Annotated in this window: 13 protein-coding genes and 2 pseudogenes; 6 read left to right on the top strand and 9 right to left on the bottom strand. The window is 65.3% G+C overall.

Annotated elements, in window-relative coordinates:
• Positions 1-179: 179 nt before the first annotated feature.
• Both J4D28_RS25515 and J4D28_RS25510 read left to right on the top strand, forming a co-directional pair.
• Positions 180-2,258: a bifunctional diguanylate cyclase/phosphodiesterase gene (locus tag J4D28_RS25515; protein WP_009048806.1), complete on the top strand. Its 2,079-nt coding sequence runs from the start codon at positions 180-182 to the stop codon at positions 2,256-2,258.
• 395 nt (positions 2,259-2,653) lie between these two features.
• Complete coding sequence (locus tag J4D28_RS25510) at positions 2,654-3,400, top strand: SDR family oxidoreductase (protein WP_103331637.1); 747 nt, start codon at positions 2,654-2,656, stop codon at positions 3,398-3,400.
• Positions 3,401-3,579: 179 nt separating this feature from the next.
• On the opposite strand, the gene mapR is transcribed toward J4D28_RS25510, so the two are convergent.
• The 3 genes and pseudogenes from mapR to J4D28_RS25495 all read right to left on the bottom strand — a co-directional run.
• The gene (mapR, locus tag J4D28_RS25505; protein ID WP_009048808.1) at positions 3,580-4,989 is read right to left on the bottom strand and encodes a GntR family transcriptional regulator MpaR; all 1,410 of its coding nucleotides are present in this window, start codon (positions 4,987-4,989) and stop codon (positions 3,580-3,582) included.
• A 125-nt stretch (positions 4,990-5,114) separates the two neighbouring features.
• Positions 5,115-6,527 (bottom strand): cytochrome c oxidase accessory protein CcoG, encoded by a 1,413-nt coding sequence (gene ccoG / locus J4D28_RS25500; protein WP_016704739.1) that lies wholly within the window; start codon positions 6,525-6,527, stop codon positions 5,115-5,117.
• Positions 6,528-6,734: 207 nt separating this feature from the next.
• Positions 6,735-6,863: pseudogene (locus J4D28_RS25495) on the bottom strand (DUF3203 family protein); the annotation flags it as partial.
• 105 nt (positions 6,864-6,968) lie between these two features.
• On the opposite strand from J4D28_RS25495, the gene J4D28_RS25490 reads away from it, so the two are divergent.
• Complete coding sequence (locus J4D28_RS25490) at positions 6,969-7,484, top strand: MgtC/SapB family protein (protein ID WP_016704740.1); 516 nt, start codon at positions 6,969-6,971, stop codon at positions 7,482-7,484.
• Positions 7,485-7,574: 90 nt separating this feature from the next.
• Here the strand turns inward: J4D28_RS25490 and J4D28_RS30505 are convergent, their stop codons facing one another.
• Positions 7,575-7,772 carry a hypothetical protein gene (locus J4D28_RS30505; RefSeq protein ID WP_103331636.1) on the bottom strand — a complete coding sequence of 66 codons (198 nt, stop codon included), beginning with the start codon at positions 7,770-7,772 and terminating at the stop codon, positions 7,575-7,577.
• A gap of 247 nt (positions 7,773-8,019) precedes the next feature.
• Between J4D28_RS30505 and J4D28_RS25485 the strand changes: the two genes are divergently transcribed.
• The 3 genes from J4D28_RS25485 (at position 8,020) to glgB (ending at position 16,008) form a co-directional block, all read left to right on the top strand.
• Positions 8,020-10,020: an alpha-1,4-glucan--maltose-1-phosphate maltosyltransferase gene (locus tag J4D28_RS25485; protein ID WP_009048811.1), complete on the top strand. Its 2,001-nt coding sequence runs from the start codon at positions 8,020-8,022 to the stop codon at positions 10,018-10,020.
• A gap of 402 nt (positions 10,021-10,422) precedes the next feature.
• A complete protein-coding gene (treS, locus tag J4D28_RS25480) occupies positions 10,423-13,737 on the top strand; it encodes a maltose alpha-D-glucosyltransferase (protein WP_103331635.1) in 3,315 nt (1,104 codons plus the stop codon).
• Positions 13,738-13,779: 42 nt separating this feature from the next.
• Complete coding sequence (gene glgB, locus J4D28_RS25475; protein ID WP_038632164.1) at positions 13,780-16,008, top strand: 1,4-alpha-glucan branching protein GlgB; 2,229 nt, start codon at positions 13,780-13,782, stop codon at positions 16,006-16,008.
• 254 nt (positions 16,009-16,262) lie between these two features.
• On the opposite strand, the gene J4D28_RS25470 is transcribed toward glgB, so the two are convergent.
• From J4D28_RS25470 to J4D28_RS25450, 5 genes and pseudogenes are all read right to left on the bottom strand, one after another.
• Positions 16,263-17,318: an autotransporter outer membrane beta-barrel domain-containing protein gene (locus J4D28_RS25470; RefSeq protein ID WP_038632166.1), complete on the bottom strand. Its 1,056-nt coding sequence runs from the start codon at positions 17,316-17,318 to the stop codon at positions 16,263-16,265.
• 369 nt (positions 17,319-17,687) lie between these two features.
• Positions 17,688-18,386 carry an alpha/beta hydrolase gene (locus tag J4D28_RS25465; RefSeq protein WP_009048815.1) on the bottom strand — a complete coding sequence of 233 codons (699 nt, stop codon included), beginning with the start codon at positions 18,384-18,386 and terminating at the stop codon, positions 17,688-17,690.
• A gap of 121 nt (positions 18,387-18,507) precedes the next feature.
• On the bottom strand, positions 18,508-19,308 hold the full coding sequence (locus J4D28_RS25460) for an endonuclease/exonuclease/phosphatase family protein (protein ID WP_016704743.1): 801 nt from the start codon (positions 19,306-19,308) through the stop codon (positions 18,508-18,510).
• Positions 19,309-19,400: 92 nt separating this feature from the next.
• Positions 19,401-20,156, bottom strand: coding sequence for a PIG-L deacetylase family protein (locus J4D28_RS25455; RefSeq protein WP_009048817.1), 756 nt, complete (start codon positions 20,154-20,156; stop codon positions 19,401-19,403).
• A gap of 293 nt (positions 20,157-20,449) precedes the next feature.
• A pseudogene (locus J4D28_RS25450) lies at positions 20,450-21,347 on the bottom strand (glycogen debranching enzyme GlgX); the annotation flags it as partial.

Genomic DNA, 21,347 nt, shown 5'->3' with positions numbered 1-21,347 from the left:
GCGAGCCTGGCGTTGTCAGGAGCCGGGTCGCTGTCACCGATTTGTTTTATCAGCCGGCTACTTTCGTCCGACTGATGGCTTTTTGCTTACATTGTGAGTGTGTTTCTGCACGCAATCAGTACAATTGCGCCTTTTTACCGCCGGGCATGGAAGCTTCCGGCTCACGCCACGAGACGTTCATGCTCACCGGTACCTACTCTCCCGCCCTGGTTCTGATTTCCCTGTTTGTGGCGATTCTCGCCTCTTACACCGCGCTCGACCTGACCGGTCGCATCGCCACCACGCGTGGTCGAGCGGCGTTGCTGTGGATGGCCGGCGGCGCCCTGGCCATGGGCATCGGGGTGTGGTCGATGCACTTTATCGGCATGCTCGCCTTCAGCCTGCCCATCGACCTGGGCTACGACACCGGCATCACCGCGCTGTCGCTGCTGATTTCCGTGCTGTCCTGCGGTTTCGCCCTGTGGCTGGTGAGCCAGCAGAGCCTGCCGCTGTGGCAGCTGGCCTTCGGCGCGCTGGTCATGGGCGCCGGGATCAGCGCCATGCATTACACCGGCATGGCGGCGATGCGCATGCAGCCGGGCATCGACTACGACCCGAGCCTGTTCGGCGCCTCGCTGCTGATTGCCGTCGGCGCCTCGGCCGCGGCGCTGTGGATCGCCTTTCGCCTGCGCCGCAATACCCCTTATGTACGCCTGGCCCGCTGTGGGGCCGCGGTGGTGATGGGCATCGCCATTGTCGGCATGCACTACACCGGCATGGCCGCGGCGCGTTTCGCCGATGGCAGTTTCTGTGGCGCGGCGGTGGACGGCCTGAGCGGCAAGGGCCTGGACAACCTGGTGCTGATCACCACCCTGGCGGTGCTGGTCATTGCCTTGCTGACCTCGGTACTCGACGCCCGTCTGGAAGCGCGCACCGCGGTACTGGCCGAATCGCTGACCGTGGCCAACCGCGAGCTGACCCAACTGGCGCTGCACGACACCCTGACTGGCCTGCCGAACCGCACGCTGCTGGCCGACCGGATCGACCAGGCGATGCAGCGGGTGACGGAGCAGGGCGGCTGTTTTGCCCTGATGTTCATCGACCTGGACGGCTTCAAGCCGGTCAACGATGCCTTTGGCCATCACATGGGCGACCAGTTGCTGCGAGAGGTGGCGGTGCGCCTGCGCGAAGACCTGCGCAGCCAGGACACCCTGGCGCGGATCGGCGGCGACGAGTTCGTGCTGCTGGTGCAACTGAACGAGGCGGACGATGCCTTGCGCCTGGCCGCGCGCCAGGTGGGGCTGATCGGCCAGGTGTTCCGGGTGGCCGAGCATGAGTTGCAGATCTCCGCCAGCGTCGGCATCGCGGTGTACCCGGGCAACGGCCTGACGCCCCAGGAACTGCTGATGAATGCCGATGCGGCGATGTACCACGCCAAGGGCACCGGCAAGAACGGCTACAGCTTCTTCGACGCCTCGATGAACAGCGACGCGCGCCGGCAACTGCAACTGTTGCAGGACCTGCGCCATGCCGTCGAGCACGGCGAGTTCAGGCTGTATTACCAGCCCAAGTTCGACGCCGCCAACGGCTTGCCGGTGGGCGCCGAAGCCTTGCTGCGCTGGGAACACCCGCAACTGGGCCTGCTGCTGCCGGACAAGTTCATCGACCTGGCGGAAAAGACCGGGCTGATCATCCCCATCGGCGAGTGGGTGCTCAACGAGGCCTGCCGGCAGATGCGCGAGTGGTACAGCGAAGGCTACGAAGGCTGGCGGATCGCGGTGAACATCTCGGCGCTGCAGTTCTGCCATGCCGGGCTGGTCGACAGCGTGGCCAGGGCGTTGAGCCGCCACCACCTGCCGGCCAACAGCCTGACCCTGGAGATCACCGAGACCACGGCCATGAGCGATGCCGATGCCAGCATGACCGTGCTCAAACAACTGGCGGACATGGGCGTGGACCTGTCGATCGACGACTTCGGCACTGGTTATTCGAGCCTGATGTACCTCAAGCGCCTGCCGGCCAACGAATTGAAGATCGACCGCGGTTTTGTCCGCGACCTGGAACACGACAGCGACGACGCGGCAATCGTCTCGGCCATCGTCGCCCTGGGCCAGGCCCTGGGCCTGCGCATCGTCGCCGAAGGCGTGGAAACCGATGTGCAGCAAAGCTTCCTGACCCAGCTGGGCTGCGATTCGCTGCAAGGTTATTTCCTCGGCCATCCGCTGCCGGCCGCGCGCTTCATGCAGAACATCCATCAGGCCGAACAGTTGGCCCTCTGAGCGGCCTCGCAAGCCCGCCTGCTTCTCAGGTTCGCAGCCTGCGGCAGCGGCTACAGAGGCTTCTGTAGGAGCGGCCGGTCGACGCTCGATTGCCCAGACAGCGTCGCCCCATAAGGATTTGCTGGCGTGAGAGCGCCACGGCCGTACCGGCCGATCGCAGCCTGCGGCAGCGGCTACATCGATCGCGTTGTAGCCGACTCCTGTAGCCGCTGCCGAGCCCGCGAGGCTGCGATCGGTCGCGCAGCGACCGCAAACTCCAAGCCTGCGACCTGCCTGGATAGACACGCCGACCGGTGATCAGCCACGGGACGGATGACGGCCCCGAGAAGGTTTGCAACGCTGGCCCCAGGGTGTTTAATTGCTGGCGTTCAAAGATCAGCGAGGGAGTTGGCAGCATGGACAAAGTCATCCTCATCACCGGTGGCGGTCGCGGTATTGGCGCGGCCACCGCGCTGCTGGCCGCGCAACAGGGCTATCGCATCTGCATCAACTACCAGGCCGACGAACAGGCGGCCTTCCAGGTACTGGAGCAGGTGCGCGGCCTGGGTGCCCAGGCGATTGCCGTGCGGGCCGATGTCAGCATCGAGGACGAAGTGATTGGCCTGTACCACCGGGTCGATGCCGAACTGGGGCGGGTCACCGCGCTGGTGAACAACGCCGGGACCGTCGGGCAGAAGTCGCGGCTCGACGAAATGTCCGAATTCCGCATTCTGAAGACCATGAAGACCAACGTGCTCGGACCGATCCTCTGCGCCAAGCACGCGGTGCTGCGCATGTCGCCAAGGCATGGCGGGCAGGGCGGCAGCATCGTCAACGTGTCCTCGGTCGCCGCCCGCCTGGGCGCGCCCGGCGAGTACATCGACTACGCCGCCTCCAAAGGGGCGCTGGACACCTTCACCATCGGCCTGTCCAAGGAAGTCGCCGGTGAAGGCATCCGCGTCAACGGGGTGCGCCCAGGCTATATCTACACCGACTTCCACGCCCTGAGCGGCGACGCCGACCGCGTCAGCAAACTGGAGTCCGCCATCCCCATGGGCCGCGGCGGGCGCCCGGACGAAGTGGCGGAGGCAATCATCTGGCTGCTGTCGGACAAGGCCTCCTATTCCACCGGGACCTTTATCGACCTCGGCGGCGGCCGCTGATCCTGTAGCCCTGTAGCCGCTGCCGAGCGCAGCGAGGCTGCGATCGACTGCGCAGCAGTCGCAAGGCCGGACAGCGCGTCTATCCAGACAGATCGCAAGTTCAGGATTTGCGGTCGCTGCGCGACCGATCGCAGCCTCGCAGGCTCGGCAGCGGCTACAGATTCCACACCGTCCCGGCTTCAGAACGACCGCACGATCCTGCCCAGGGTTTCCATGGCCTTTTCCGCCGCTTCGTTCCACGGGCTGCCGTAGTTGAGGCGGATGCAGTTTCGAAAGCGCTGGGTCGGCGAGAAGATCGGTCCCGGGGCGATGCTGATGCCCTGGGCCAGGGCCATCTGGAACAGCTTCAACGAATCCATCTGCGCCGGCAGTTCCAGCCACAGGAAGTAGCCGCCGGCCGGCTGGCTGACCCGGGTCTGCGCCGGGAAGTAGCGGGCGATGGCGGCGAGCATGGCGCTTTGCTGTTCTTCCAGGGCGTAGCGCAGCTTGCGCAGGTGGCGGTCGTAGCCGCCGTGTTGCAGGTAGTCGGCGATGGCCGCCTGGGCCGGCATCGAGGCGCACAGCGAGGTCATCAGCTTCAGCCGTTCGATCTTCTGTGCGTAACGCCCGGCGGCGACCCAGCCGATGCGATAACCCGGCGCCAGGCTCTTGGCGAACGAGCCGCAATGCATCACCAGGCCCTCGGTGTCGAAGGCCTTGGCCGGTTTCGGCGCCTGCTGGCCGTAATACAGCTCGGCGTAGACGTCGTCCTCGATCAGCGGCACCTGATGGCTGCGCAGCAACTCCACCAGTTCCTGTTTCTTCGCCTCGGGCATGGTCGCGCCCATGGGGTTCTGGAAGCTGGTCATGCACCAGCAGGCCTTGATCGGATGCCGTTCCAGGGTCTGCGCCAGCACCCCGAGATCGATGCCGTCCCGCGGGTGCACGGGGATTTCCACCGCCTTGAGTTTCAGGCGCTCCAGCACTTGCAGGCTGGCGTAGAAGGCCGGGGCTTCGATGGCCACCAGGTCGCCGGGTTCGGTCACTGCCTGCAGGCACAGGTTCAGGGCTTCCAGGGCGCCGTTGGTGATCAGCAGTTCTTCCATGGGCAGCATCAGCCCGCCGACCATGTAGCGCAGGGCGATCTGCCGGCGCAGCTGCGGGTTGCCCGGCGACATGTCGGTGACCACCACGCGCGGGTCCATCTCGCGGCTGGCGCTGGCCAGGGAGCGCGACAGGCGTTGCAGCGGGAACAGGGTCGGGCTGGGAAAGGCCGAACCGAACGGCACGGTGGTCGGGTCCTTGATCGAGTCCAGCACCGAGAACACCAGTTCGCTGACATCGACTTCGGTGGACTCGTTGACCTGGCTGCTGATCACCGGCTCCGAGAACGGGCTGGGCGCATGGGTGTTGACGAAGTAGCCGGAGCGCGGCCGGGCGCGGATCAGGCCGCGGCGTTCCAGCAGGTAATAGGCCTGGAACACCGTGGACGGGCTGACCCCATAGGTCTGGCTGGCATAACGTACCGAAGGTACGCGCTGGCCGGGGCCGAGCACCCCGGAGCGGATCAGTTCTGCGATGTCGTCGGCGAATTTTTCGTAGCGTTTCATGGGGCGGCTCGGGTTGGGGGCTGCGGTGGCTGAGGGATTTATCGCGAGCAAGCTCGCTCCTACGGGGGGCCGGGTAGGAGCGAGCTTGCTCGCGATAGCCGCAAAGCGGCGCCCAGTCTAAGGGATCAACGGTTCAAGGGCGCAACAAACCGGCTCTTGGCCACGCTGTAGATCTCTGGCTGGTCGGCGTCGACCACCTTGAAACTCAGCTCCTGGGAACTGCTCTGCGGCTTGTCGGCGATCATCGCCACCGACACCGGCAGGTCGACGATCTCGCCCGCGGCCAGGCTGATTTCACTCTTGCCCTGCAGCTGGAAGCCGTCGCCGTCCACCAGTTGCAGGCGGTAATCCTGGCGTTGCTGGGTCTTGTTGATGATCTTCAGGCTGTAGATGTTCTCGATCTGGCCCAGGCTGTTTTCGCGGAACAGGCCCCGGTCCTTGCTGACGTCCAGCGACACCATCGGCCGCTCCACCAGCGCCAGGGCCAGGGCGCCGATCATCACCAGCAGCACCGCGCTGTAGCCGATCAGGCGCGGGCGCAGCAGGTGGGTCTTGCCACCTTGCAGCTGGTGCTCCGAGGTGTAGCTGATCAGGCCCCGGGCATAGCCCATCTTGTCCATGATCGAGTCGCAGGCGTCGATGCAGGCGGCGCAACCGATGCATTCCATCTGCAGGCCGTCGCGGATGTCGATGCCGGTCGGGCAGACCTGCACGCACAGCTGGCAGTCGATGCAGTCGCCGAGGCCGATATCGGTGGGTTTCACGCCACGCTTGCGCGGGCCACGGATTTCGCCACGGGCCGGGTCGTAGGAGATGGTCAGGGTGTCCTTGTCGAACATCACGCTCTGGAACCGCGCATAAGGGCACATGTGCATGCACACCGCCTCGCGCAGCCAGCCGGCGTTGAGGTAGGTGGCGCCGGTGAAGAACAGCACCCAGAACAGGCTGACGCCGCCGATCTGCAGGGTCAGCAGCTCCTCGGCCAGCGGCCGGATCGGGGTGAAGTAACCGACGAAGGTCAGCCCGGTGAGCAGGCTGATGGCCAGCCACAGGGTGTGCTTGGCCGAACGGCGGATCAGCTTGTTCAGGTTCCAGGGCGCGGCTTGCAGCTTGATGCGCTGGTTGCGTTCACCCTCGGTGATTTTCTCGCACCACATGAACAGCCAGGTCCAGGAGCTCTGCGGGCAGGTGTAGCCACACCAGACGCGGCCGGCGAACACGGTGATGGCGAACAGGCCGAAGGCGCAGATGATCAGCAGGGCCGAGAGCAGGATGAAATCCTGCGGCCAGAAGGTGGCGCCGAAGATATGGAACTTGCTTTCCGCCAGGTCCCAGAGCACCGCCTGGCGGCCGCCCCAGTTCAGCCACACGGTGCCGAAGAACAATAGGAACAGGAACCCCGCGCCGCTCATGCGCAGGGTGCGGAACAAGCCGGTGAAGCTGCGGGTGTGGATCAGGTTGTCGCTGGATTTGGCCTTCGTCTTTGGGCGCGCAGGCTCGAATGTTTCTACTAATCGGACGGGGATTCTTTCGCTCATGGTCGTTCGCTCATCAGCCTCCATCAGGCCAATGAACTATGCCCAGCGATCTGTTTGCATAACAGACTCAGGTATCGCAATAAAAAGCAGATCAGATGACCGCGAAGGGCCGCCCTGCGACAACTTGCCATACCCGGCAAAGCGCCCGATATCGGGCGCCAGCAGCGTCTGGCACAAGCCTGTGGCGGATACCGTGATGCAGATCAGTCAAATCACCGAATCACTGTCGCTGGCGCGCAGATGGCGCCGGCCGTCGGTGGCGCCTGCTACGGTCAATGCGTTGGCTTCTGCTTCGGTGATGCAGATGCGCAGCCCTTCGAGGTCGACCGCCGGCAGATCGCACCTTTTGCCTGGCGTCGCTGTCCTCTCATTAAGGAGGGCCGCCTCGCCAGGGGCGTCGCCCGCCCGCCAACAAGACGCCGAACGGAAAAGGACCTGCGCATGAACGCCTGGTGGAATGAAGTCTGGGTCACCCTGCAAGCCGAGTTCGCCGACATCGGCGATGCCCGGCAACTCACCCAGATCACCGTACGCCTGCTGATCGCCGCGCTGCTGGGCGGCATTCTCGGTTTCGAGCGCGAGCACAAGGGCAAGGCCGCCGGGGTGCGCACCCATATGCTGGTGGCATTGGGGGCGGCGCTGTTCGTGCTGGTGCCGCAGATGTCCGGCTCCCAGGCCGATGCCATGAGCCGGGTGGTGCAGGGGGTGATCGCCGGTATCGGCTTTCTCGGCGCGGGCACCATTCTCAAGGGCAAGCAGGACGAGGAAGGGCACGTCAAGGGCCTGACCACCGCGGCCGGGCTATGGATGACCGCGGCGATCGGCGTCTCGGTGGGCGTTGGCCGCGAAGCCACGGCGGTGCTCAGCACTTTGCTGGCGCTGGCGGTCTTCAGCGTGATGCCCTGGATAGTGCGCAAGCTGGAAGGCGACGATGAACCGCCCGAAGGAACGCCCTGAAGCGTTGTGGACACGCTCGCCGCCAGCAACGAAGGGATGCCCGCGACGGGTTGGCGACGGCAGCGACGGGCAACCGATTGTCTACGCTTGTCATGGTTTGGGCGTAATGCTGTGACCGCAAGCGATGACCGGCGCCGGATCGCTCGGCGGCTCCTCCTTGGGCGGCGGGGTCGTTTCCGGTGGATCTTCCTCGGGCACCGGTTGCGGCCCTGTTGGGGGCAAGATTGGCGGCAAGGTCGGGCGATCGATGTTCGGATCGGGTGTTTCCGCAGGGATCGGGATACTCATCGGCATGGCCTCCTTTGTGCTTGGTTTTGCACAGTCGCCCAAGGTGGACCCTCGACCCGGTGATTTGATTCCCGGCGCGAAGGGAGGCAAATCCGGGTGAACTTTCCCGGCCCTGGTGTCTCGGAACCTAAGTGCTTCGCTGATCCGCGCGGGACGTTGCCGACACCGAGGGCCGATCTCAAAAGATGGCGCCGCGCCGGAATAGACCAGCAACAGAGCGTCCATGGGGCGTAAGGAGTGATGCTCGATGACTGCCGAAAAAAGACCGACTGAACTGCAATACAACCCGAACCTGCCGCTGTCGCAGGCCTTGTTGCTGCCACGTATCGTCATCGAGAACACCCGGCCGCTGATCGACGGTGGCCAGTTCGCGGTCAAGGCGGTGGTGGGGCAGGTGGTCAAGGTCAGCAGCAAGGTGTTCGCCGATGGCCACGACAAGCTGGCCGTGCGCATCCGCTGGTGCGCCGAGAACGACAGCCACTGGCACAGCGAAACCATGGAAGACCTCGGCAACAATAGCTGGGAAGGCCAGTTCACAGTGCCCAGCCAGGGCCGCTACCTGTATTGCATCGAGGCCTGGATCGATCAGTTCGCCAGCTTCTGCTACGACCTGCAGAAGAAACACCAGGCCGGCATCGCCGTCAGCCTCGAATTGCAGGAGGGCCGCAGCCACGTGTTGCAGGCCGCCGAGCGCAGCGAAGGGCCGCTGCGCGAGCAGTTGCTGGCGCTGCACCATGAACTGGCGACGCTGCTGGAAGCCGAGCAGGTGGCGCTGTTCCTGCACGAACGCAGTGCACAACTGATGGCCGAGGCCGACTACCGCCCGTACCTGAGCCTGAGCCCGGAATACCCGCTGGACGTGGAACGCGAGCGCGCGCAGTTCGCCAGCTGGTACGAGCTGTTTCCTCGCTCGATCACCGACGATCCGGCCCGACACGGCACGTTCAATGATGTGCACTCGCGCCTGGCGATGATCCATGACATGGGTTTCGACGTGCTGTACTTCCCGCCGATCCATCCCATCGGCCGCAGCTTCCGCAAGGGCCGCAACAACTCGCTGACCGCCGGCCCCGACGAGCCGGGCAGCCCCTATGCGATCGGTGGCGAAGAGGGCGGCCACGAGGCGATCCACCCGCAGCTCGGCAGCCGCGAGGATTTCCGCCGCCTGGTGGCGGCCGCCGCCGAACACGGCCTGGAGGTCGCCCTGGATTTCGCCATCCAGTGTTCCCAGGACCACCCCTGGCTCAAGCAACATCCGGGCTGGTTCAACTGGCGCCCGGACGGCAGCATCAAATATGCCGAGAACCCGCCGAAGAAATACCAGGACATCGTCAACGTCGACTTCTATGCCATCGAGGCCATCCCCAGCCTGTGGCTGGAGCTGCGCGACATCGTGGTCGGCTGGGTCGAGGAGGGGGTGAAGATCTTTCGCGTGGACAACCCGCACACCAAGCCGCTGCCGTTCTGGCAGTGGCTGATCGCCGATGTGCGGGCGCGGTACCCGGAGGTGATCTTCCTCGCCGAGGCCTTCACCACGCCGGCGATGATGGCGCGCCTGGGCAAGGTCGGTTATTCCCAGAGCTACACCTATTTCACCTGGCGCAACACCAAGAGCGAACTGGCGACTTACTTCACCGAACTGAACCAGTCGCCGTGGCGCGAGTGCTACCGGCCGAACTTTTTCGTCAACACGCCGGACATCAACCCGTTCTTTCTCCATGACTCGGGGCGCCCGGGGTTTCTCATCCGCGCCGCGCTGGCCAGCATGGGCTCGGGCCTGTGGGGCATGTACTCGGGGTTCGAGCTGTGCGAGTCGGCGCCGGTTCCGGGGCGCGAGGAATACCTCGACTCGGAGAAGTACGAGATCCGCCCCCGGGATTTCAGCGCTCCGGGCAACATCATTGCCGAGATCGCCCAGCTCAACCGCATCCGCCGGCAGAACCCGGCGCTGCATACCCACCTGGGCCTGCAGGTCTACAACGCCTGGAACGACAACATCCTGTATTTCGGCAAGCGTACCGCCGACCTCAGCAACTTCATCCTGGTGGCGGTCAGCCTCGACCCGTTCAACGCCCAGGAGGCGCATTTCGAATTGCCGCTGTGGGAGCTGGGCCTGCCCGACGATGCGCAAACCCAGGGCGAGGACCTGATGAACGGCCATCGCTGGACCTGGTACGGCAAGACCCAGTTCATGCGGATCGAACCCTGGCAGCAACCGTTCGGCATCTGGCGTATCAGCGTTGCTTGACGCGATCGGTGTAGCCGCTGCCGCAGGCTGCGATCGGCCCGGAACGGGACGCGCTCTTGGGGCCGTCGAAGACCCTGCGGGCCTTATCGCAGCCTCGCGGGGCTCGGCAGCGGCTACAGGCGCGATCGATGTAGCCGCTGCCGCAGGCTGCGATCGGCCCGGAACGGGACGCGCTCTTGGGGCCGTCGAAGGCCCTGCGGGCCTTGGCGCAGCCTCGCAGGCTCGGCAGCGGCTACAGGCGCGATCGGTGTAGCCGCTGCCGCAGGCTGCGATCGGCCCGGAACGGGACGCGCTCTTGAGGCCGTCGAAGGCCCTGCGGGCCTTGGCGCAGCCTCGCGGGCTCGGCAGCGGCTACAGGGCAGTGACACAGCCACGGACCAATGAATTTTTCAGGAGTTACCCATGGCGAAGAAAACCAGGTCAGCCACCTTCATCAAGGACCCGCTCTGGTACAAGGACGCGGTGATCTATCAGGTTCACGTCAAATCCTATTTCGACTCCAACAACGACGGGATCGGCGACTTTCCCGGGTTGATCGCCAAGCTCGACTACATCGCCGACCTGGGTGTGAACACCATCTGGCTGCTGCCGTTCTACCCCTCGCCGCGCCGCGACGACGGCTACGACATCGCCGAATACCGCGGCGTCAGTCCGGACTACGGGACCCTGGCCGATGCCCGGCGGTTTATCGCCGAGGCCCACAAGCGCGGGCTGCGGGTGATCACCGAGCTGGTCATCAACCACACCTCGGACCAGCACCCCTGGTTCCAGCGGGCGCGCAAGGCCAAGGCCGGCTCCAAGGCGCGGGATTTCTATGTGTGGTCCGATGACGATCAGAAGTACGACGGCACGCGGATCATCTTTCTCGACACCGAAAAATCCAACTGGACCTGGGACCCGGTGGCCGGCCAGTACTTCTGGCACCGCTTCTATTCCCACCAGCCGGACCTCAACTTCGACAACCCGCAGGTGATGAAGGCGGTGCTGTCGGTGATGCGCTACTGGCTGGACATGGGCATCGACGGCCTGCGCCTGGACGCCATTCCCTACCTGATCGAGCGCGACGGCACCCACAACGAGAACCTGCCCGAGACCCACGACGTGCTCAAGCAGATCCGCGCCGAGATCGATGCCAACTACCCGGACCGCATGCTGCTGGCCGAGGCCAACCAGTGGCCGGAAGACACCCAATTGTATTTTGGCGATGTGAAGGGCAACGACGGCGACGAATGCCACATGGCCTTCCACTTCCCGCTGATGCCGCGCATGTACATGGCGCTGGCCCAGGAAGACCGCTTCCCGATCACCGACATCCTGCGCCAGACCCCGGAGATTCCCGCCAACTGCCAATGGGCGATTTTCCTGCGCAACCACGATGAGCTGACCCTGGAGATGGTCACCGACCGCGAGCGCGACTACCTGTGGAACTACTACGCCGCCGACCGCCGCGCGCGGATCAACCTGGGGATTCGCCGGCGCCTGGCGCCGCTGATGGAGCGCGACCGGCGCCGGGTCGAGCTGCTCAACAGCCTGCTGCTGTCGATGCCCGGCACGCCGACCCTGTATTACGGCGACGAGATCGGCATGGGCGACAACATCTACCTGGGCGACCGCGATGGCGTGCGCACGCCGATGCAATGGTCGATCGACCGCAACGGCGGCTTCTCCCGGGCCGACCCGGCGAGCCTGGTGTTGCCGCCGATCATGGACCCGCTGTACGGCTACCAGTCGGTGAATGTCGAGACCCAGGCCGGCGACCCGCATTCGCTGCTCAACTGGACCCGGCGCATGCTGGCGATCCGCAAACAGTCCAAGGCCTTCGGCCGCGGCAGCCTGAAGATGCTGTCGCCGAGCAACCGCCGGATCCTCGCCTACACCCGCGAATACACCGGGCCCGACGGCAAGCACGAAATCATCCTCTGTGTGGCCAACGTCTCGCGCAGCGCCCAGGCGGCGGAGCTGGACCTGTCGGCGTTCGCCGGCATGGTGCCGGTGGAGATGCTCGGCGGGAACGCCTTCCCACCGATCGGCCAGCTGAATTTCCTCCTGACCCTGGCACCCTACGGTTTCTACTGGTTCGTCCTGGCGGCGGAAAACCAGATGCCGAGCTGGCATGTGGAGCCGGCCCAGAGCATGCCGGACTTCACCACCCTGGTGCTGAAAAAGCGCCTCGAGGAATTGCTCGAAGCGCCGTCGCGCACCACTCTGGAGCAGAGTTCGCTACCGACCTGGCTGCCCAAGCGGCGCTGGTTCGCCGGCAAGGACAGCGCCATCGAACAGGTGCATATCGCCTACGGCGTGCGCTTCGGCGATCCGCAGCATCCGGTGTTGCTCAGCGAGCTGGAGGTCAGCGGCGGCGGCCAGAGCGGGCGCTACCAACTGCCGTTCGGCCTGCTCGGCGAAGAGCAGATCGGCGCCGCGCTGCCGCAGCAACTGGCCCTGGCCCGGGTTCGCCGGGGTCGCCAGGTGGGGCTGATCACCGACGCCTTCGCCCTGGAAAGTTTTGTCCACAATGTCCTGCAGGCGATCCAGACGCACACCGTACTGCCCTGTGGCGAGGGCGAGATCCGCTTCGAGGCCACGCAGCAGCTGGCCGCGCTCGGCCTGGGCGCGGACTCCGAGGTGCGCTACCTGTCCGCCGAGCAGTCCAACAGCTCGGTGGTGATCGGTGGCAGCCTGGTGCTCAAGCTGATCCGCAAGGTGGCCAGCGGCGTGCACCCGGAACTGGAGATGGGCGCCTACCTGACCGCCGCCGGCTTCCAGCACATTTCACCCTTGCTCGGTTCGGTGATTCGTCGGGACGGGCAGGGCGACAGCCTGTTGATGATCGCCCAGGGCTACCTGAGCAATCAGGGCGACGCCTGGGAGTGGACCCAGAACAACCTGGAGCGGGCGATCCGCGACGAACTGGCCGACGCCATGTCCGAGCAGGACCAGCATTACAACGCCCTGGGCGAGTTGCGCGACTTTGCCGGCATGCTCGGCCAGCGCCTGGGGGAAATGCACCAGATCCTCGCGGCGCCGACCGCCAACCCGGACTTTCGCGCGCAGCCGAGCACGGACAAGGATGCCCAGGCCTGGGCCAGGCAGATCGGCGCGCAGCTGGAACGCGCCTTGCACTTGCTCCAGCAGCATCACGCCGAGCTGACGGCCGAGGATCAACAGCGCGTGGCGTCATGGACCCGACACAAGCAGGCGATCCTGGCGCATATCCAGGGCCTGGCGAAACAGGCGGTCGGCGGCTTGCGCATGCGCGTCCACGGCGACCTGCACCTGGGCCAGGTGCTGGTGATCAAGGGCGATGCCTACCTGATCGATTTCGAGGGCGAACCGGCGCGGCCGCTGGACGAGCGCCGGGGCAAGCACAGCCCGTACAAGGACGTCAGCGGCGTGCTGCGCTCCTTCGACTATGCCGCGGCGCTGGCCCTCAGCGGCCAGAGCCTCGACGCTTCGGCCCACACCCTGGCGGCCCGGCAGCGGGTTGCCGAGCGTTATCTGCACGAAGCCCGCGAGTCGTTTGTCCAGGCGTACCGGCTGGCGACAGCTAGTCTTGCTCATGCCTGGCAGGACAAAAACGGGGAGGACGCCGCGCTGGCCTTGTTCAGCCTGGAAAAAGCAGCCTACGAAGTGGTGTATGAAGCGGAAAACCGTCCTGCCTGGCTCGCGGTACCGCTGCGCGGGCTGCAGGCGCTGCTGAGTGATATGAAGGTTGAGTGATGTGAAACCCTTTTCCGATACAAAAAGTGGTGGAGAGCAGTCATGAGTTTCTCGAACAAGGAACAGGGTGAGGTCAAACAGGCAATGCCCGGCGCCCGGGATGTCGAGGCGCTGGTGCGTGCCGAGCACCAGGATCCCTTTGCCGTACTCGGCCCCCATGGCGACGACGCCGGTGGCCAATTCATTCGTGCCTTCCTGCCGGGCGCCCTGAGTGTGCAGGTGCTGGCCCGCGATGGCACTACCGTGCTGGGTAGCCTGGAGGGCACCGAGGTGCCGGGGCTGTTCGTCGGGCATTTTGCCCAGGCCCAGCCCTATCTGCTGCGCACCCAATGGGCCGGTGGCGAGCACATCGGCGAAGACCCTTACAGCTTCGGCCCGTTGCTGGGAGAGATGGACCTGTACCTGTTCGCCGAGGGCAACCACCGCGACCTCAGTAGCTGCCTCGGCGCGCAGCTGAAAACCGTGGATGGCGTCGACGGCGTGCGTTTCGCGGTCTGGGCGCCGAATGCCCGGCGGGTCTCGGTGGTCGGCGACTTCAACGTCTGGGACGGGCGGCGGCACCCGATGCGCCTGCGTCATCCGTCCGGGGTCTGGGAGCTGTTCATCCCGCGCCTGGGCCCGGGCGAAGCCTACAAATATGAAATCCTCGGCGCCCACGGCATCCTGCCGCTGAAATCCGACCCGGTGGCGCTGGCCACCCAGCTGCCGCCGGACACCGCCTCGAAAGTCGCCAGCCCGCTGAGCATCGACTGGCAGGACCTCGACTGGATGCAGGCCCGGGGCGAGCGCCAGCGCGCGGACGCACCCCTGTCGATCTACGAGCTGCATGCCGGCTCCTGGCAATGCGAGGTGGACGATCTGGGCGAGGTGGCGCGCCAGTACGACTGGCACGAACTGGCCGAGCGCCTGATCCCTTACGTGCAGAACCTGGGGTTCACCCATATCGAGCTGATGCCGATCATGGAGCATCCCTTTGGCGGCTCCTGGGGTTACCAGCCGCTGTCGCAGTTTGCCCCCAGCGCCCGCTACGGCAGCGCCGACGACTTCGCGGCGTTCGTCAACGCCTGCCACCTGGCGGGCATCGGCGTGATCCTCGACTGGGTGCCGGCGCACTTTCCCACCGACGCCCACGGCCTGGCGCAGTTCGACGGCACCGCACTGTACGAATACGGCAACCCGCTGGAAGGTTTCCACCAGGACTGGGACACCTTGATCTACAACCTGGGGCGCACCGAGGTCCACGGTTTCATGCTGGCGTCGGCGCTGCACTGGCTCAAGCATTTCCATGTCGACGGCCTGCGGGTGGATGCCGTGGCCTCGATGCTCTACCGCGACTATTCGCGCAACGCCGGGGAGTGGGTGCCCAATCGCCACGGCGGGCGCGAGAACCTCGAAGCCATTGATTTCCTCCGTCACCTGAATGACGTGGTGTCCCTCGAGGCACCGGGAGCCCTGGTGATCGCCGAGGAGTCCACGGCCTGGCCCGGCGTCAGCCAGAGCACCCAGCAGGGCGGCCTGGGTTTCGCCTATAAATGGAACATGGGCTGGATGCACGACTCGCTGCACTACATCCAGCAGGACCCGGTGTACCGCGCCCATCACCATAACGAGCTGAGTTTCGGCCTGGTGTATGCCTGGTCCGAGCGCTTCATCCTGCCAATCTCCCACGACGAAGTGGTGCACGGCAAACACTCGCTGATCGACAAGATGCCCGGCGATCGCTGGCAGAAGTTCGCCAACCTGCGGGCCTACCTGAGCTTCATGTGGACCCACCCGGGCAAGAAGCTGCTGTTCATGGGCTGCGAGTTCGGCCAGTGGCGCGAGTGGAACCACGATCAGCAACTGGACTGGTACCTGTTGCAATACCCCGAGCACCGTGGCGTGCAGAAACTGGTGGGCGACCTCAACCGGCTGTACCGCGAGCATCCGGCGCTGCACGACCAGGACGACGCGCCCCAGGGCTTCCAGTGGCTGATCGGCGACGACGCGATCAACAGCGTCTACGCCTGGTTGCGCTGGAGCAAAGAGGGCAAGCCGCTGCTGGTGGTGGCCAACTTCACCCCGGTGCCGCGCCAGGCCTACCGGGTCGGCGTGCCGTTCGCCGGGCGCTGGGGCGAGTTGCTCAACAGCGACTCCGACACCTACGCCGGCTCCAACTATGGCAACGGTGGCGGGGCCTTCACCGAGGATGAGCCGAGCCACGGCCAGGCGTTGTCGCTGGTGTTGAACCTGCCGCCGCTGGCGGTGCTGATCCTGCAGCCCGAGGGCTGACCGCTGCGCGCAGCGGATCGCGAGCAAGCTCGCTCCTACAAGGACGCTATATATCCTGTAGGAGCGAGCTTGCTCGCGATAAGGCCCGCTCAGGCATCATCAGTTTGTCCTTGAGAACCCAATCCCCTGTAGCCGCTGCCGCAGGCTGCGATCGGGCTCGCAGAGCCCGCAACCCGGACAACGCGTATTGCCGACGCCTCCTTTGCCTCGGCTGCGCCGCCGATCGCAACCTGCGGCAGCGGCTACGCAGGTTTTTACCAGCGCATCCGCACACCCAGGCTGCCGATCAGCCCGTTGAGGTCGTTGTCGTCCACGTCGCTGCTGTAGTCGGCGCTCACATACAGGCTGACGACGGGGGTAATCCTGGCCACCAGGCCCAGGCCGACTTCAACTGTGGAGGACTTGTGGCTGCTGCTGATCTTGTCGACCTTGTCCAGGGTCAGCACATCGCCGCTGTACACCGTGTGCCACAAGCTGGTGCGCACATAGGGTTCCAGCGAGTGCCCGGCGACGTCATAACGACCTTGCAGATGGGCCCCGACGCGGCCGCTCCAGGCGTTCAGGTTGCCGGCGGAGCGGGTGCTGCTGTCGGCATTCGGGTTGTCCAGGCTGACGCGCTGGTTGATCAATTGCGCCTGGGGTTCGACCACCCAGTTGTCGCTGATACCGATGGGAATCCCGCCTTGCACCGACAGGGTCACCGCGCTGCCTTCGGCGGCTTGCCGCTGGCCTTGCTCGGTGCGGCTGAAGCCGCTGACCCGGGCGCCGCTGGCCGACAGGTCGACGTGCCAGCCCTGCGGGCCGGTCAGGCTCCAGAACGCGCCAAGACTTTGACCCTGGACACTGAAACTGTCGTTACGCGGGTCGCTGAAACCGCCGGGCATTCCCTGGCTGTTGGCCTGGAACTGGCTCTGGCCGCCCAACAGGCCGATGCGCTGGGTATGCCCGCTGCTGCTTTCCAGGGTGTAGAGCACCGAGCCGCCGGGCGTACCGTTGATGCTGCTGGCAAAACGCGAACCGAGATAGCCGACTTCGGTCTGCCGCGCCGCGGGCCCGTACGACGGGTCCCAGACCTGCGGGCTGCCTTGCACGATGCCCAGGCTGTTGCCCATGGGCTGGCTGGCCGGCATGGGCGTCGCGGATGTCGCGGGTGTCAACAGGCGGTTCAGGAGCAGGTCCTGGCGATACCAGAGCTGCGCCTCATCCTCGGCAGGGGATGCTTGTACCTCCATGGAAGAACACAGCAATACCGAAGCGGAAACTGTGCACAGAATGATCTTGATCTCTTGTGGGGTGAGTGAAGTTTTCATGGAGGGCTACCTTGCAATCGCATGCCGTGTCTCGCCGTGGCGTCTCTCCTACCCCGAATGAGGGGCGACCGAGTTCGTTGAGGCAAGGCTCGGCGACCCGCTCTAGAGCAGGTATCCGAGGCTTGCCCCTGGTTGTATTTCCGGGGGTAGTAAGCTGTAGCTAAGGAGACGACAGGGAAGCCGTCAAGAAAATGACCGACCAGCGGCGTAGGAGATTTAGGCGTTGTAACCGACTGAAAAAAAGCGTTTCTCTAAGTTCTTGTTTGCGCGGAAAAACGTCAAGAAAGGCGAGAGAAAGCGATTTTCGGTAGCCCGCTACCGACTCGCCCGTGTGCGCGAGTCGGTCATTTTCCTGTGCCAGGGACGGTGTCAGCCCTTGGCCAGCTCGCTGGCCGCTTCGTCGATCAGCCCGGCGACCTCGCTGGCCTGGGAGGCGAGGGAGGCGTGACTGGCGGCCAGGCTGATGATTTTTTTCGCCCCCAGGCGCGCGGCCATGCGCTGCTGGTTTTGCGGGGCGATCATCCGGTCCTCGGTGGAAATCTGGTACCAGGACGGCTTGTGCTTCCAGGCGGGGGTGCCGATGGGGTCGCCGAAGGTGCTGGCCAGCGGCGCCTTCTGGGTCAGGCCCATGACCAGCCCGTCCTGCTCCGGCAGGTCCTGGCAGAAGCTTTCATGGAACAGCTCCGGCTGGACCCAGAGGTAACCGTCGCTGTCGGGTTGCAGGTTCGCCGCGGCCACCGGCGGATGCTGCTGGGTGATGCTGCCCGGGCTTTCGCCGGCGTCGGGGGCGAAGGCGGCGATGTACACCAGGCCCGCGACATTCGGTGCCAGGCCGGCCTCGGTGATCACCGCGCCGCCATAGGAATGCCCGACCAGCAGCACCGGGCCTTGCTGCTGGGCCACCAGCTTGCGGGTGCGCTCGACGTCGTCGGCCAGCGAGGTCAGCGGCAGCTCCACCGCGCGAATTCGCGTGTAGCCCCGTTGCAACAGCTCGACAATGACCTTGTTCCAGTGGGCGGCACCGCCCCAGAAACCATGGACCAGCACAATCACGGGTTTGTCACTCATGGGATGACTCCTTGGTAAACACACCAGACAGCGCCCTGACGCTATGGGCAGCGTCGGAATGAGAGTGGTCGAGTATTGGTGACAATCGCCGGCGGTGCACGGCGAATGTTCGAGTGGATATTCAGAGGTGCACTTCGACCGCCAGCGGCAGGTGATCCGACAGATGAGTCCAGGGTTTGTGCCCGAGGATCTTCGGCGCGTGGCTGCTGGCATTGCGCAGGTAGATGCGGTCCAGGCGCAGCAGCGGCCAGCGTGCCGGGTAGGTCTTGGCCGGGCTGCCATGGTGGCGTTCGAAGGCTTCGTGCAGGTCGTTGCGACGGGCGAGGGTGGCGTTGCCATGCAACTGCCAGTCGTTGAAGTCGCCGGCGATGATCACCGGCGCATCGTCCGGCAGCGACTCGAGCAACTGGCACAACAGCGCCAGCTGCAGCTGGCGATGACTTTCCAGCAGGCTCAGGTGCACGCAGATCGCGTGCACTTCGGCATGCCCCGGTACATCCAGCACGCAATGCAACAGCCCGCGGCGCTCGGGGCCGGTGATCGAGACATCGAGGTTGCGGTACTGGCGGATCGGGTATTTCGACAGCAGGGCGTTGCCGTGATGGCCGTCGGGATAGACCGCGTTGCGCCCATAGGCGAAGTCGCTCCACATGCTGTCGGCGAGAAACTCGTATTGCGACTGCTGGGGCCAGTTGCTGTAGCGGTTGGCGTGGCGATCGTGCTCGCCCAGCACTTCCTGGAGAAACACCAGGTCGGCCTGGGTGCTGCGGACCGCGTCACGTAGCTCCGGGAGAATGAAACGGCGGTTCAGGGCGGTGAAGCCCTTGTGGGTATTGACGGTCAGGATGCGCAGGCGATGGATCGCCGGGGTTTCGTCTGGCGCTGCCGACGTGACCGGGCGCCTGGTTGAATCGGTGCTCACGCTCACTCCTCGTAATCAGGGCGGTTACTCATGCGACTGACACTTTGCCGGTCAGTTCAGGTTTTTCCCCGGTCTGCCTGCAGCGGGCAGCCCTACATGAAAATGATTTCGTAGGACTGGCGCAGCCGCTCCAGCACCACCGGCGTCAGCGTCGGGGCCAGGCCAATGCCCGGGTCGCCCTGCAACTGGCTGGCATAGGCATGCGCCGCATGACGCTTGCGGGCCACGGTCCAGGTGTCGAGGCGCAGCTTGCGGGCGCGGTGCCAGGGCAGCAGGTGCTCATCGCGCGCCGGCCAGTGCCAGGCCCATACCGGCACTTCGTGGAATGCCACGCCGGCCTGGGCCGCGGCCTTGGCGCTGGCCCGGCCGACGGCGTCGTGGTCGTCGTTGCCGTCTTCGCGCCAAGTGCTGAACACCACGTCATCGGGGCGCAGGTAGCGGCCGATGAACTGGCTCAGCTGGTGCTCGCGTTCCTGCAGGCCGCTGTCGGCAAAACCGCCGCGAATCCACTGCAGGCTGTGCAGGGGCAAGCCCAGGCGGCGCAGGGCCTCGACACTTTCCTGGGGGCGGAACACGCTCAGGCGCCGCTCGGACCACAGGTCGGAGCCGGGGTGGCTGGCGCTGCCGTCGGTGACGGAAATCAGTTGCAGCGGATGGCCGTGGTGGGCCAGTACCTGCAGCAGGCCGCCGCAGGTCAGCACTTCGTCGCCGGGGTGCGGGGCGATGACCACCGCGCGAAAGCCGGGCGGCACCAGGCTGGCAAGGTTGATGGGGGGGACGTCGAGCAGTTGGCGGGCGCCGTTCCAGACCTGCTCCGGCCAGTTGTCGCTCAGGGGTATGGATCTCATGGGTGTCACATCCTTGTTCCGGGGCAGTCGGCGTGCGGTGATGAACCGGGCCGCTTGGGTTCGCACCCGGCGTCGGTTCGGGTGCCGGCGCTCCATACCTTGGATTGCCGTCCTGCAAGAGTGATCAATCATACACAGCCGTTGGCCGCCGTCGCAGGGGCCAGCGGTTTTTTTCTGGTGGCGACGCTCAGGTGCTCAAGATAGCGGGGAATGGACGTTTGGCACCATCGTACATTTGTCTGATGGGCCCGCCGCTGCCCGCCACACCATCTGGCACCTGGCCAACAGGCTGCTCAATCCTCTCCCTCGTGCTGCAGTTCGAACAGCAGCAGCGAGCGCCCGGTCACCGAGTACTGGTGGCCGAACTCGAAGCGTTCCTGGCCTTTCACCGAAGGCTGGTTGGTGTCGAGCATGCAGGTCCAGAAGCCGCCATCGGGCACTTCCGGCAGGCAGAAGTTGACGATGTCGTGATGGGCGTTGACCACTAGCAGCAGGGTCGCGTCGGCGCCGGGGCGGCGGATTCCGGTTTCCTGGGCGCGGCCGTCGAGCAGCATGCCCAGGCAGCGACCATGGCTGTCCTGCCATTGTTCGATGGTCATTTCGCTGGCGTCTGGGGCGAGCCAGGTGACGTCCTTGACCCCGATGTCCTCGTTGTAGTTGCCCACCAGGAAGCGTCCGCGGCGCAGGATCGGATAGGCCATGCGCAGCTTGACCAGGCGCTTGACGAACTTGAGCAGCGACTTGCCGTCGTCGTCCAGGTCCCAGTTGACCCAGCCGATTTCGCTGTCCTGGCAATAGGCGTTGTTGTTGCCGTGCTGGGTGCGGGCGAACTCGTCGCCGGCGACGAGCATCGGCGTGCCCTGGGCCAGCAGCAGGGTGGCGAAGAAATTGCGCATCTGGCGCAGGCGCAGCGCATTGATCTGCGGGTCGTCGGTGGGGCCTTCGACGCCGTGGTTCCACGACAGGTTGTGGTTGCTGCCGTCCTGGTTGTCCTCGTCGTTGGCTTCGTTGTGCTTGTCGTTGTACGACACCAGGTCGTGCAGGGTGAAGCCATCGTGGGCGGTCACGAAATTGACAGAGGTATAAGGCCGCCGGCCGCGCTGGTTGAACATCTCGCCGGAGGCGGTCATGCGCGCGGCGAAGTCGGCGAGCTGGCCGTCGTCGCCTTTCCAGAAGGCGCGCACGGTGTCG

It is taken from the genome of Pseudomonas sp. GW531-T4 (assembly GCF_017349615.1).
Classification (GTDB): Bacteria; Pseudomonadota; Gammaproteobacteria; order Pseudomonadales; family Pseudomonadaceae; genus Aquipseudomonas; species Aquipseudomonas chlororaphis_I.
This window is presented reverse-complemented; position numbering and strand designations above follow the sequence as displayed.

Coding starts and splice junctions, on each gene's coding strand:
- J4D28_RS25490 (WP_016704740.1), top strand. CDS start 6,969: ATGAACGCCTGGTGGAATGAAGTCTGGGTCACCCTGCAAGCCGAGTTC.
- ccoG (WP_016704739.1), bottom strand. CDS start 6,527: ATGAGCGAAAGAATCCCCGTCCGATTAGTAGAAACATTCGAGCCTGCG.
- J4D28_RS25510 (WP_103331637.1), top strand. CDS start 2,654: ATGGACAAAGTCATCCTCATCACCGGTGGCGGTCGCGGTATTGGCGCG.
- J4D28_RS25465 (WP_009048815.1), bottom strand. CDS start 18,386: ATGAGTGACAAACCCGTGATTGTGCTGGTCCATGGTTTCTGGGGCGGT.
- J4D28_RS25485 (WP_009048811.1), top strand. CDS start 8,020: ATGACTGCCGAAAAAAGACCGACTGAACTGCAATACAACCCGAACCTG.
- treS (WP_103331635.1), top strand. CDS start 10,423: ATGGCGAAGAAAACCAGGTCAGCCACCTTCATCAAGGACCCGCTCTGG.
- J4D28_RS30505 (WP_103331636.1), bottom strand. CDS start 7,772: ATGAGTATCCCGATCCCTGCGGAAACACCCGATCCGAACATCGATCGC.
- mapR (WP_009048808.1), bottom strand. CDS start 4,989: ATGAAACGCTACGAAAAATTCGCCGACGACATCGCAGAACTGATCCGC.
- J4D28_RS25455 (WP_009048817.1), bottom strand. CDS start 20,156: ATGAGATCCATACCCCTGAGCGACAACTGGCCGGAGCAGGTCTGGAAC.
- J4D28_RS25470 (WP_038632166.1), bottom strand. CDS start 17,318: ATGAAAACTTCACTCACCCCACAAGAGATCAAGATCATTCTGTGCACA.
- J4D28_RS25515 (WP_009048806.1), top strand. CDS start 180: ATGCTCACCGGTACCTACTCTCCCGCCCTGGTTCTGATTTCCCTGTTT.
- glgB (WP_038632164.1), top strand. CDS start 13,780: ATGAGTTTCTCGAACAAGGAACAGGGTGAGGTCAAACAGGCAATGCCC.